General features: G+C 57.5%; 9 protein-coding genes and 3 pseudogenes. All 12 read left to right on the forward strand.

The window, feature by feature from the left end; all coding sequences use genetic code 11:
- Positions 1–28: 28 nt before the first annotated feature.
- The 12 genes and pseudogenes from OMP38_RS23840 (at position 29) to codY (ending at position 12,718) form a co-directional block, all read left to right on the forward strand.
- Positions 29–397, forward strand: coding sequence for an EscU/YscU/HrcU family type III secretion system export apparatus switch protein (locus tag OMP38_RS23840; protein WP_277567300.1), 369 nt, complete (start codon positions 29–31; stop codon positions 395–397).
- A 178-nt stretch (positions 398–575) separates the two neighbouring features.
- A complete protein-coding gene (locus OMP38_RS23845; RefSeq protein ID WP_277567638.1) occupies positions 576–791 on the forward strand; it encodes a YraN family protein in 216 nt (71 codons plus the stop codon).
- Positions 792–985: 194 nt separating this feature from the next.
- Positions 986–2,119, forward strand: a pseudogene (locus tag OMP38_RS23850) (YifB family Mg chelatase-like AAA ATPase); the annotation flags it as partial.
- Positions 2,120–2,201: 82 nt separating this feature from the next.
- Positions 2,202–2,624, forward strand: a complete 423-nt coding sequence (locus OMP38_RS35045; protein ID WP_338130624.1) for a magnesium chelatase subunit ChlI family protein — start codon at positions 2,202–2,204, stop codon at positions 2,622–2,624.
- A 284-nt stretch (positions 2,625–2,908) separates the two neighbouring features.
- Positions 2,909–4,069, forward strand: a complete 1,161-nt coding sequence (gene sucC, locus OMP38_RS23855; RefSeq protein WP_277567301.1) for an ADP-forming succinate--CoA ligase subunit beta — start codon at positions 2,909–2,911, stop codon at positions 4,067–4,069.
- A 27-nt stretch (positions 4,070–4,096) separates the two neighbouring features.
- On the forward strand, positions 4,097–5,023 hold the full coding sequence (sucD, locus tag OMP38_RS23860) for a succinate--CoA ligase subunit alpha (RefSeq protein WP_090117399.1): 927 nt from the start codon (positions 4,097–4,099) through the stop codon (positions 5,021–5,023).
- Positions 5,024–5,104: 81 nt separating this feature from the next.
- Positions 5,105–6,226, forward strand: a complete 1,122-nt coding sequence (gene dprA / locus OMP38_RS23865; RefSeq protein WP_277567302.1) for a DNA-processing protein DprA — start codon at positions 5,105–5,107, stop codon at positions 6,224–6,226.
- 80 nt (positions 6,227–6,306) lie between these two features.
- Positions 6,307–8,405 (forward strand): annotated as a pseudogene (gene topA / locus OMP38_RS23870) (type I DNA topoisomerase).
- An 81-nt stretch (positions 8,406–8,486) separates the two neighbouring features.
- Positions 8,487–9,814, forward strand: a pseudogene (gene trmFO / locus OMP38_RS23875) (FADH(2)-oxidizing methylenetetrahydrofolate--tRNA-(uracil(54)-C(5))-methyltransferase TrmFO).
- A gap of 140 nt (positions 9,815–9,954) precedes the next feature.
- Positions 9,955–10,497 (forward strand): ATP-dependent protease subunit HslV, encoded by a 543-nt coding sequence (gene hslV / locus OMP38_RS23880; protein WP_277567303.1) that lies wholly within the window; start codon positions 9,955–9,957, stop codon positions 10,495–10,497.
- A 23-nt stretch (positions 10,498–10,520) separates the two neighbouring features.
- Positions 10,521–11,915 carry an ATP-dependent protease ATPase subunit HslU gene (gene hslU, locus OMP38_RS23885; protein WP_277567304.1) on the forward strand — a complete coding sequence of 465 codons (1,395 nt, stop codon included), beginning with the start codon at positions 10,521–10,523 and terminating at the stop codon, positions 11,913–11,915.
- Between the two features lie 35 nt (positions 11,916–11,950).
- The gene (gene codY / locus OMP38_RS23890) at positions 11,951–12,718 is read left to right on the forward strand and encodes a GTP-sensing pleiotropic transcriptional regulator CodY (RefSeq protein ID WP_277567305.1); all 768 of its coding nucleotides are present in this window, start codon (positions 11,951–11,953) and stop codon (positions 12,716–12,718) included.
- Positions 12,719–12,795: the final 77 nt, after the last annotated feature.

A 12,795-nucleotide genomic window follows, 5' to 3' on the forward strand; every position in this document is an offset into this window, starting at 1 on the left:
CACAAGGAAATAGCAAGGTGGGAAGCGTATGGAGCAGCCGAAAGGCAACGGACGGAAGGCCGGAGGGGCCGATCGTCCTGACGGAATCAGGGATGCAGTCGAAGGCGAACGCTACGTTCCCCGCAAGGCAGTCGCGCTCAAGTACAATCCGGAGATTCGGTCCGCGCCGGTGGTCGTCGCCAAAGGGAAAGGCGCCGTCGCCGAAGAAATATTGAAGCGCGCCGCGGAGAACGGCGTTCCCGTCCAAGAGGATGCTTCGCTCGTCGAAGTGCTTTCGAAGCTGGATTTGGAGCAGGAAATCCCGCAGGAGCTGTACCAGCTCGTTGCAGAAGTGCTGAGCTTCGTCTACCGGTCCGATAAGCGGGCGTCTCTGAGGAACGGAGGCCAACCGAATTGACGCGAAATCCGAGGTCGAGCGTTCGGAGGCCGGATCTTCGTAAAATGCGCGGGGACAACGCCGAAGCGGAAGCCGCCGTTTTTTTTGGAACGTCTGGGGTATCGCATACGCGAACGGAACTGGCGCTGCCGCACAGGGGGAGCTGGACATCATCGCGACGGACGGCGACGTTACCGTCATCGTAGAAGTCCGATCACGAAAGGAAAACGGCCGGTTCGGAACGGCGCTCGAAGCCGTCACGCCCCGCAAGTGCGTGCAGGTGCGCGCGACGGCCCAGGTCTATTTGCGGTTCGCGGGTCTGGAAGGGACGCGGACAAGGTTTGACGTCGTGGCGGTGACGAACGATGAGGCGGGCAGAATCACGGAAGTGCGGCATCTGATCGGGGCATTTTGAACGCTGCCGCTTGATCCTCAAGGTTGGCTGGATCATAGGCTGCAAAATTCCCGGCGGCTATTCCGTTGGCAATGGTTGACAAGCGGCCGATGCGTCATTAGACTTAACGGTAAGGAAATAAAATGGATGCGGAACGCAGGGAAGCACCTTGCTCCGGCGACGAAGATACGTTGCGGAGGGAAGGTGTATTTTTTATGTACTGCAAATTGTTAAGCGCCATCGTGCTCGGCGTTGAAGGCAAGCTCATTGAGGTCGAGGTGGACATCGCGGCAGGTTTGCCCCAGGTCAACGTGGTCGGACTGCCCGATCCTGCCGTTCGCGAGTCGATCGATCGCGCGAGGGCAGCCATTCAAAACGCAGGCATGAAGTTTCCGCTTGATCGCATTACGGTCAATTTGGCGCCCGCGGACATGCGCAAGCAAGGGAGCGCGTTCGACTTGGCGATCGCCGCTGGTATTCTGTGCGCGAGCGGCCAGATGCCGCAGGATGAGCTGGAGGGCGCCTTAATTATCGGAGAATTGTCGTTGAACGGGGATGTCAAGGCCGTACCGGGCGTGCTGGCGATGGCAGAGAATGCCCGATCGGGCGGGTTGCGACGCGTATACGTGCCGCCAGCTAGCGCCCATGAAGCCGGATTGATCGAAGGCATCGAGGTCAAATCGGTCGCGTCGCTGGCGGATTGGATTCGCGGCCGTAGCGGGACGAACGCTTCGTCGCAGCCTGTCGAGACGGCGCAGATTGGCGAGCCTGCTTTAGACGCCTCTCCAGACTTATCGGACGTTTCCGGTCAGCTGCAGGGCAAGCGGGCGCTCCTTATTGCCGCTGCGGGAATGCACAATCTGCTTTTTCTAGGGCCTCCGGGTACGGGCAAGACGATGCTTTGCAGGAGGCTGCCGTCACTGCTGCCGCCGCTTGCGGACGAAGAGGCGCTAGAGGTGACTAAGATCTACAGCGTAAGCGGAAAGTTTCAGGGCGCCCGCGCCGGCTTGATTCGAGCGCGTCCTTTTCGTGCGCCGCATCACACGATTTCGACATCGGGCTTGATCGGCGGAGGGCCCGTGCCCAAGCCTGGCGAAGTGACGCTTGCGCATCGCGGGGTTCTCTTTTTGGACGAATTGCCCGAATTCGGGCGAAGCGCGCTCGAGTCGCTCCGACAGCCGCTTGAAGACCGTCATGTGACGATCGGACGGGCGCGCGGCGTGACGCGCTTTCCCGCAAGCTTCATGTTGGCGGCCGCGATGAATCCCTGCGCCTGCGGCTATTGGGGCGGCGACCAGACCGAGCAGCCATGCACCTGCTCGGCCGGCTCGCTCGCCCGATATCGCGCCAGGATGTCCGGACCGCTGGCCGACCGGATCGACCTCCAAGTCGAGATTCCGAGACAGCCCGTCAGCTTCGGGGGGCGGCGGAATGTCGTCCGAAGAAGCGAGGGAAAAGCTGGGCGTCGCATACGAACGGCAGCAGCGGCGCTATGCAGAAGCCGGAATTCGGTGGAACAGCGAGCTGTCGGGACGATTGTTGGCCGTTCACGCAAAGCTTGCGAGCGACGCGGAGGCGCTTTTGACCGGCATGTATAGCAGGCTAGGCCTAAGTTATCGCGCTCACGACCGCATCTTGAAGTTGTCCCGGACCATCGCGGATCTCGAAGATTGCGATGCCGTACGTCTGGAGCATGTCGCCGAAGCGGTGCAGTATCGAGCGCTGGACAGACAAACGACAGGCTATGAGCCTGGCGCAATCCGACAAATGCAGGCTGCAGGAGACGGCGGCGAGCCGGAATCGTCTTCGCGAGGCGACGGAATCGCGGCAGATCGCAAAGCCGCAGTCAACTAGGGCAGTTGAAATCAACCACGGACACATGGGCGCGCCTATTAGAATCAAAGTGCGGAATCGATGAATATGGCGCCTGCCCATTGGGCCATGTTAAACATCGTGTGCCTCGTTTAAAGGCCTTTCATTCTCCTTTTTAGATGAAATCGTTGCCAAAGTCATCTAAAAGTTTGATGAAAAACAGAGGAACGCCAAGTCGAAAAGTGATACAATGGGTAAGGTTTGGTGCTTGTACGAAGTGCCTACAAGGTTGTTATGATGCGTTTTAAACGGGAGGATGCAGGGCCATGAATATTCATGAGTATCAAGGCAAGGAAGTCTTGAGACAGTACGGCGTCGCCGTACCTCGCGGCAAGGTCGCGTTTACGGTCGACGAAGCGGTCAAGGCTGCCGAAGAGCTCGGTACGGCCGTCTCGGTCGTCAAAGCGCAAATCCATGCCGGCGGACGCGGCAAGGCCGGCGGCGTCAAGGTAGCCAAAAGCCTGGACGAGGTTCGCCAATATGCCTCCGACATTCTCGGCAAGGTTCTGGTCACGCACCAGACGGGCCCGGAAGGCAAAGAAGTCAAGCGCCTGCTGATCGAAGAGGGCTGCGACATCAAAAAGGAATATTACGTCGGCTTGGTCGTCGACCGCGGCACCGGCCGCGTCGTCCTGATGGCTTCCGAAGAAGGCGGCACCGAGATCGAAGAAGTCGCCGCGCACTCCCCTGAGAAAATCATCAAGGAAATCGTCGATCCGGCGATCGGCCTGCAGACGTTCCAGGCTCGCCGCATCGCTTATGCCATCAACATTCCGAACGAACTCGTGAACAAAGCGGCGAAGTTCATGCTTTCGCTGTATCAAGCGTTCGTGGACAAGGATTGCTCCATCGCGGAGATCAATCCGCTGGTCGTCACCGGCGGCGGCGACGTCATGGCCCTCGACGCCAAGCTGAATTTCGATTCCAACGCGCTGTTCCGCCACAAGGATATCGTGGAGCTCCGCGACCTGGACGAAGAAGACGAGAAGGAAATCCAGGCTTCCAAATACGATCTGTCCTACATCGCGCTTGACGGCAACATCGGGTGCATGGTCAACGGCGCGGGCCTTGCTATGGCAACGATGGACATTATCAAATATTTCGGCGGAGAGCCGGCCAACTTCCTCGACGTCGGCGGCGGCGCGACGAAAGAGAAAGTAACCGAAGCATTCAAGATCATCCTGTCCGACGCGAACGTAAAGGGCATTTTCGTCAATATCTTCGGCGGCATCATGAAGTGCGACATCATCGCCGAGGGCGTCGTTGCCGCTGCGCGCGAGCTGGGTCTCGACAAGCCGCTCGTCGTTCGCCTCGAAGGCACGAATGTCAAGCTCGGCAAGGAAATTTTGAACAACTCCGGCCTCAACATCGTGGCCGCGGATTCGATGTCGGACGGCGCCCAGAAGATCGTCGCGCTGGTGAAATAATCAGGGAGAACCGGGGAGTGTGAAGTCATGAGCATCTTGATCGATAAAAATACGAAGGTCATTACCCAAGGCATCACGGGGGCAACTGGCGCGTTCCACGCCAAGGGCGCACTCGAATACGGCACGCAAATGGTCGGCGGCGTTACGCCGGGCAAGGGCGGCCAAACGATCGATTTCGATCTGGAGAACGGCACGAAGGTTACGCTGCCGATTTTCAACACGGTTCGGGAAGCCGTCGCCAAGACCGGCGCGACCGCGTCCGTCATTTACGTCGCGCCTCCGTTCGCGGCCGATTCGATCATCGAAGCGGTCGACGCGGAGCTGGACCTTGTCATCTGCATCACCGAAGGCATCCCGGTGCTCGACATGGTTAAGGTTAAGCGTTACATGGAGGGCAAAAAGACTCGCCTGATCGGACCGAACTGCCCTGGCGTCATCACGCCGGACGAGATCAAGATCGGCATCATGCCGGGCTACATTCACAAGAAGGGTCACGTCGGCGTCGTATCCCGTTCGGGCACGCTGACGTACGAAGCCGTGCATCAATTAACGACGCGCGGCATCGGCCAATCTTCCGCGGTGGGCATCGGCGGCGACCCTGTCAAAGGCTCCGAGTTCATCGATATTTTGAACCTGTTCAATGAAGACCCGGATACGTACGCGGTCATCATGATCGGCGAGATCGGCGGCACGGCCGAAGAAGAGGCGGCTGAATGGGTCAAAGCCAACATGACTAAGCCAGTCGTCGGCTTCATCGGCGGCGCTACGGCGCCTGCCGGCAAGCGTATGGGTCATGCAGGTGCGATTATCTCCGGCGGTAAAGGCACCGCTGCCGAGAAGATCAAAGTGCTCGAAGAATGCGGCATTCGCGTTGCGCCGACGCCTTCCGACATGGGCGCGACTTTGGTCGCGGTTCTCGAAGAGCGCGGCATGCTGGAGAAGTGCAAAAGCTAATTTTTAGACAAAATAGGCGATTTTTCGGATGGCAGGCAGCCTTCCGCGCTCCAAACGGAGCGTGGAAGGCTGTTTGTTTTATTGAAAAACAGGAAGGTTGTGCCGGGATTGCTCGAGCAGATGCGCGATACGTTGGCGGCGCTACACGAGACGGAAGGCGTCGGCTGGGAAACGATCAACACGATTATGGCAAAAGACGGTCTCAAGGACGCAGCGCTGCGAAGACCTGCCGAATGGCGGGAATTGGGGCTATCCGTCCGACGCTCGGAGGCGGTTGCCGCGAGCCTGGAAAGCCGACGAATGGAACAGCGCCGTGCCCGATGGGAGAAAACCGGACTATCCGTCATAACGGCGATGGATCCGGACTACCCGGATTTGCTTAGGCATATTTACAGACCGCCTTGGGTGCTCTATTATATTGGACGATTGGAATTGCTTGCTAGACCGCAGGTTGCCGTCGTCGGCACGCGCCAAGCGACGATATACGGCAAGCGGGCGGCCGAGGATTTATCGGCCGCATTCAGTCATGCCGGGCTCGCGGTAACGAGCGGAATGGCCAAAGGCATCGATGCCGCCGCCCATGCCGGCGCGCTTCGCGGCAGCGGCGGGACGGTGGCGGTGCTTGGCTCGCCGGCGGATGTGGTTTACCCGCCGGAAAACCGCGTGCTATACAGGCGAATCGTCGAAGAGGGCTTAATTGTCTCGATGACGCCGCCGGACGTCTCGATTCATCCCGGCATGTTTCCGATGCGCAATCGAATCATCGCGGGATTGTCGCTCGGAGTCGTCGTGGTGGAGGCGGCATCGCGCAGCGGGGCTTTGCTTACGGCAAACGAAGCGATCAAAGAAAATCGAGACGTATTCGCAGTCCCGGGTCCGATCAGCTCGCCGAGAAGCCGCGGCACGCTCGAGCTGCTTCGCGACGGAGCGGCCGCACAAGTGCTTGAAGCGGAGGATGTGATCAAGCATTACCGTCGCTATCTAGGCGGCGTTCGGATTCCCGCAATGCCTTCGTACAGCGAGCCGGAGCTGACAGAACAGGAAGCGCGGATATTCCGTCTGCTAGCCGACGGGCCCGCTTCCGCGGAGGAGTTGTGCCATCGCAGCGGCCTCACGTTTGGACTTTTACACGCGGTTCTGATATCTTTACAAATAAAGCAACGAATACACCAGCAGCCCGGTTCCGTATATATAGCCCTTTGAGCCGTCCCGTCGATTCCGGATTTTCCAGCGGACGACGGTCCAGCCAAGGGCCCGTTGACCGTAGGAGAGGAGGTTTTGACGTGGCGGATTCACTCGTCATCGTAGAATCCCCGGCCAAGGCCAAGACGATCGGCAAGTATTTAGGCAGCAAGTATATCGTCAAGGCATCCATGGGGCACATCCGCGATTTACCGAAAAGCCAGATCGGCGTGGAAGTGGAAAACGATTTTCAACCGAAATATATAACGATCAGAGGCAAGGGGAGCGTCCTCAAAGAGCTGAAGGACGCCAGCAAGCGGGTAAAGCGCGTCTATCTCGCGGCCGACCCCGATCGCGAAGGCGAAGCGATCGCATGGCATCTTGCCCATTATTTGGAGTTGAACGAAAAGGACGCTTGTCGCGTCGTATTTAATGAAATTACGAAGCAGGCCGTCAAAGACGCATTCAAGACGCCTCGCCCGATCAACATGGATCTTGTCAACGCGCAGCAAGCCCGGCGCGTGCTCGATCGGCTGGTCGGCTACAAGATCAGCCCGCTGCTTTGGAAAAAGTGAAAAAGGGCTTGAGCGCAGGCCGCGTTCAATCGGTTGCGGTCAAGCTGATCATGGACAGGGAAAACGAAATCAAGGTATTCGAGCCCGTCGAATATTGGAGCATCACCGCTCACTTGAAGCAGGGGGGCGTCTGCGTTCGAAGCGAAGTTCCATTCGCTGGCCGGCGACAAGAGCGAGCTTCACACCGAAGCGGACGTCAATAAAGTACTTGAAAAAATCGGCGATCGTCCGTTTACCGTCGGAGAGATCAAGGAAAAGGAAAGGCAGCGCAACCCTTCGCCGCCGTTTATTACGAGCTCCTTGCAGCAAGAAGCGGCACGAAAGCTGAACTTCCGCGCGTCCAAAACGATGCAGGTCGCTCAGCAGCTGTATGAAGGCGTCGACATCGGCGCCGAAGGAACGGTCGGTCTTATCACGTACATGCGTACGGACTCGACGCGCATCTCGCCGATCGCGCAAGAGGAAGCCAAAGGTTTCATCGAGGAAAAATACGGGGCGAGCTTCTACCCGGAAACGCCGCGCGTCTATTTAAAAAAAGAATGCCAACGCGCAGGACGCGCATGAGGCGATCAGGCCGACCTCGGTTATGCGAACGCCCGAAGAGGTCAAGCAATATCTGTCTCGCGATCAACTACGGCTCTACAAGCTCGTTTGGGAGCGCTTCGTCGCGAGCCAGATGTCTTCCGCCGTGCTCGACACGATGACGGTCGATCTGACGAGCGGAGAAGCGACATTCCGCGCGGCCGGCTCGAAGCTTAAATTCGCCGGGTTTATGAAGGTTTACGTTGAAGGCAGCGATGACGACACGCCTGACGAGGAGCGACTGCTGCCTGCGCTGACGACCGGAGACAAAGTGCTAACGGAGTCTGTCGAGCCGAAGCAGCACTTCACGCAGCCCCCTCCGCGTTATACTGAAGCACGCCTGGTGCGGGCGCTTGAGGAACTCGGTATCGGCCGTCCGAGCACGTACGCGCCGACGCTCGAGACGATTCAAAAACGTAACTATGTCGCCATCGAGGAGAAGAAGTTTTTCCCGACCGAGCTCGGGGGAACTCGTCATTCAACTGATGGAGGAGTTTTTTCCCGAAATCCTGGATGCCGAATTCACTGCGCATATGGAAGGCGACCTCGACCATGTCGAAGACGGCAAAGAAGATTGGGTGGACGTCATCGGCGAATTTTACAAGTCGTTCGAGAAGCGTCTTGAAGTGGCCGAGGAAGAAATGAAAGAAATCGAGATCAAAGACGAGCCTTCCGACGAGATCTGCGAGAAATGCGGCAGCCAGATGGTATACAAAATGGGCAGATTCGGCAAGTTCCTTGCTTGTTCGGGTTTTCCCGAATGCCGCAATACGAAGCCGATCGTCAAAGCGACTGGCGTCACTTGCCCGAAGTGCAAGAGCGGACAGGTCGTCGAGCGGCGCAGCAAAAAGGGACGCATGTTCTACGGCTGCGACAAGTATCCGGAATGCGACTTCGTCTCTTGGGACAAACCGGTACCGAAAGCTTGTCCCGATTGCGGCGGCATGATGGTGGAGAAACGCGTGAGAGGCCAGACGGAATGGCATTGCACTGCGTGCACGCATCAGGAAGAGGCTGCAGAACTCGAAGAAGCGTTCGACTAAAAATAGGCGGCTCTCCAGATCGCAAGCGCGTCTTGCGATCGAGAGAGCCGAATGCATTTGCAGGGCAGGAGGTAACTGATCGTGAATACATATCCATCCGTGACGGTGGTAGGGGCAGGACTTGCAGGCAGCGAAGCGGCTTGGCAGATCGCTTCCCAAGGCGTACCGGTTAAGCTGTACGAGATGAGGCCCGTTCGCAAAACGCCGGCCCACCACACCGACCGCTTCGCAGAACTCGTATGCAGCAATAGCTTAAGAGCCAACGGCCTGACCAATGCGGTCGGGGTACTTAAAGAAGAAATGAGACTGCTGCAATCGCTTATCTTGTCGGCTGCGGATCGCCATGCCGTGCCTGCTGGCGGCGCCCTTGCAGTAGACCGAGAAGGCTTTTCGGGCGAAGTGACGAGCCGCTTACGCGAGCATCCGCTCGTCACCGTCGTTAACGAAGAACTGTCCTCGATTCCGCAGGACGGCATCGTCGTCATCGCGACCGGGCCGCTGACCTCTCCTGAATTGTCGGCGCAGATCAAAGACTTGTTCGGCGAAGAATATTTTTATTTCTACGACGCGGCGGCGCCGATCGTCGAGAAAGACTCGATCGACATGGACAAAGTTTTTCTGGCATCGCGGTACGACAAAGGCGAAGCCGCTTATTTGAACTGTCCGATGACCGAGGAGCAATTCGACGCATTTTATGAGGCGCTCACGAACGCCGAGACGGCCGAGATCAAGGATTTCGAGAAGAAATGTATTTCGAAGGCTGCATGCCGATCGAAGTAATGGCGGGCCGCGGCAAGCAGACGGTGCTGTTCGGCCCGATGAAGCCGGTAGGCCTTGTCGATCCGCGGACCGGCAAACTGCCGCATGCGGTCATACAACTGCGGCAGGATAATGCAGCAGGCACGCTGTTCAATCTCGTCGGCTTTCAAACCCACCTAAAATGGGGCGAACAGAAGCGCGTATTCTCGTTGATCCCCGGGCTCGAAAATGCGGAATTCGTGCGTTACGGCGTTATGCATCGCAATACGTTCATCAATTCTCCGAAGCTGCTGCGGCCTACCTATCAATATCGGGAAAGAGATTCGCTCTTTTTCGCCGGACAGATGACCGGCGTCGAGGGATACGTCGAATCGGCTGCCTCCGGATTGATCGCAGGGCTGAATGCGGGCCGCCTCGCAAGGGGGCTGGCACCGGTGACGCTGTCTGAACACACGACGCTTGGCAGCATGGCGCATTACATTACGACGGCGGATTTTCGCCATTTTCAACCGATGAACGCAAACTTCGGATTGTTCCCGCCGCTGGGCAGGAAAGTGAAGAGCAAGAAAGAGAAAAACGAGGCGATCGCGGAACGCGCGCTTGAGGCGGTCCGGACATTCGCCGAGGAATCGCGGTTGGCGGGTTCTTAGGGCAAAAGCAATCGAAGCAGCGGCAGCGCATGATGAGCTGACCGCTTCTTTGGCGCAATAGATGCCGATTTCGAAAAAGGTCAATGTCGGACAAAGAACCGAAGCATGATTCATTGGCGATTTATGAAGGAGGAATAAGCATGGAAGCAACTTTTCACGCGACGACGATCTGCGCCGTCCGACACAATGGGAAGGGCGCGATCGCTGGAGACGGCCAGGTCACGTTCGGCAATAGCATGGTGATGAAGGCGTCGGCCAAAAAAGTGCGCCGTCTGTATCGCGGCCAGGTGCTGGCCGGATTTGCGGGCTCGGTCGCGGACGCGATTACGTTGTTCGAAAAGTTCGAAGGCAAGCTGGAAGAGCATCATGGCAACCTGCAGCGGGCCGCTGTCGAGCTTGCCAAAGACTGGCGATCGGATCGCGTACTGCGCCGTCTCGAGGCGATGCTGCTCGTCGTAGACGCCACGGGCATGCTGCTGTTGTCCGGGAACGGCGAGGTCATCGAGCCCGACGACGGGATCTTGGCGATCGGATCCGGCGGCAGTTTCGCCTTGTCCGCAGCTCGCGCATTGAAGCGCCATGCGCCGCAGCTTACGGCGGCTGAGATAGCGAGAAACGCGCTGCAGATCGCATCCGAAATTTGCGTATTCACGAACGACAATCTCGTCGTCGAAGAGATTTGAATCGGATAAGTGGAGGGATAGCGATGAACGATCAACTCACCCCGCGCCAGATCGTGGCCGAGCTGGATAAATATATCGTCGGTCAAAAACCCGCCAAGCGTTCGGTGGCCGTGGCGCTGCGCAACCGGTATCGCCGCAGCAGACTTCCCGACGAGCTGAGAGACGAGGTCGTGCCTAAAAACATATTGATGATCGGACCGACGGGCGTCGGGAAGACGGAAATCGCCCGCAGGCTTGCGAAGCTCGTTCATGCGCCTTTTATCAAGCTTGAAGCGACGAAGTTTACCGAGGTCGGCTACGTAGGTCGCGACGTCGAATCAATGATTCGGGATCTCGTCGAAACCTCGATCCGCATGGTGAAGGAAGAACGGACGGAAATGGTGAAAGATAAGGCCGTCCGCGCGGCCAATGAGCGGTTAGCCGCATTGCTCGCGCCTTCTCCGGCAAAGGCGAAGTCGCAGCGCAATCCGCTGGAGATGCTTTTCGGCGGCAATGCGAACGCGCAGGCCGAGGAGCCCGAACCGGTCGACGCGGATCTTGTCTCCAAGCGTGCCGAGCTCTTATCCAAGCTCGAAGGCGGCAAGCTGGAAAACGAACTTGTCGAGGTCGAGGTCGAAGACCAGACGCCATCGATGATGGATCTGTTTTCCGGTCCCGGACAGGAGCAAATGGGCCAGAACATGCAGGAAATGCTAAGCCAGTTCATGCCTAAAAAGCGGAAAAAGCGCAAGCTGCCCGTCCGCGACGCCCGCAAGGTGCTCGTACAGGAAGAAGCGGGCAAGTTGATCGACATGGACGAGGTCGTCGCCGAGTCGGTTCGGCGCGCTGAACAATCCGGCATTATTTTCCTGGACGAGATCGACAAGATCGCCAGCAACGGCCGCGGGCAGGGGCCTGACGTGTCGCGTGAGGGCGTGCAGCGCGACATTTTGCCGATCGTCGAGGGCTCGACCGTCGTGACCAAATACGGTCCAGTCAAGACGGATTATATCTTGTTCATTGCCGCGGGCGCCTTCCATGTCGCGAAGCCGTCGGACCTGATTCCCGAGCTCCAAGGGCGTTTTCCGATCCGTGTCGAGCTGAGCAGCTTGACGGACGAAGATTTCGTACGAATCCTTACGGAACCGGAAAATGCGTTGACAAAACAATACGCGGCGCTGCTGCGCACCGAAGGGATCGAGGTAGAATTCACGCGGGAGGCGATCTCGGAGCTGGCGAATATGGCGCAGGACGTGAACCGCAATACCGAAAATATCGGCGCGCGGCGGCTTCATACGCTGCTCGAGAAACTGCTTGAGGATTTGTCCTTCGAGGCGCCGGAGCTGCAGCTCGAGCGACTGGAGATCACGCCGGAGTATGTGCGGGAAAAGCTCGGCACGATTGCGAGCAATCGCGATTTAAGCCAATATATATTGTAAAAGCCGTTGCTTAAGTCAGGCAGGAGGAAGCAGTCATGACGCTGTTGGAAAAGACCCGCACGCTGAACGCGCTGTTGCAGAAGGCCGCGGGGAAATCGTTAAGCTTTCGAGAAATGGCCGAAGGCTTGCGAGGGACGCTTACGGGCGGCGTGTTCGTCGTTAGCAGGCGCGGAAAAATATTAGGGGCCGCTTTACCTTCTCATTTTCAGGAATGGATGCTGAAGCAAGAAGGACAAGAAGAATATCGTTTTCCGAACGAAACGAACGCGCGACTGCTTCGAATCGAGACGACGGCGGTAGATGTTGACGTACAGTCGCTCTTGGCGCCGGTCGATATCGCTTTTGCGGACACACATGTGACAATTGTTCCAATTATTGGAGGAGGGGATCGATTAGGGACTATAGTCCTTGCCCGAGAAGGGGGCCCTTTCGGCGACGATCACCTCATCCTTGCGGAATACGGTTCTACAATTATCGGCATGGAGATCTTAAGGGAACGGGCGGAAGAAGCCGAACTGGAATCACGAAGCAAGACCGTCGTCGCGATCGCGGTCAGTTCGCTATCATTCAGCGAGTTGGAGGCGGTCGACCAGATTTTTGAGGAATTAGAAGGAAAAGAAGGCCTTCTCGTCGCATCGAAGGTCGCGGACAGAGCGGGAATTACGAGGTCTGTCATCGTAAATGCGCTTCGAAAGCTGGAAAGCGCCGGGGTTATTGAGACGCGGTCGCTTGGTATGAAAGGGACTTACATTCGAATTATGAATCCGAAATTGCTGCCGGAATTGGCGGCTAGAAAATCCTGAATATCCCAGATATAAACAATAATTGCCCTAAACTTCCTCGTGAAGATTAGGGCTTTTTTCTTATTGTCAGATTAGGT

It is taken from the genome of Cohnella ginsengisoli (assembly GCF_029525555.1).
In the GTDB taxonomy this organism is placed as follows: domain Bacteria; phylum Bacillota; class Bacilli; order Paenibacillales; family Paenibacillaceae; genus Cohnella; species Cohnella ginsengisoli.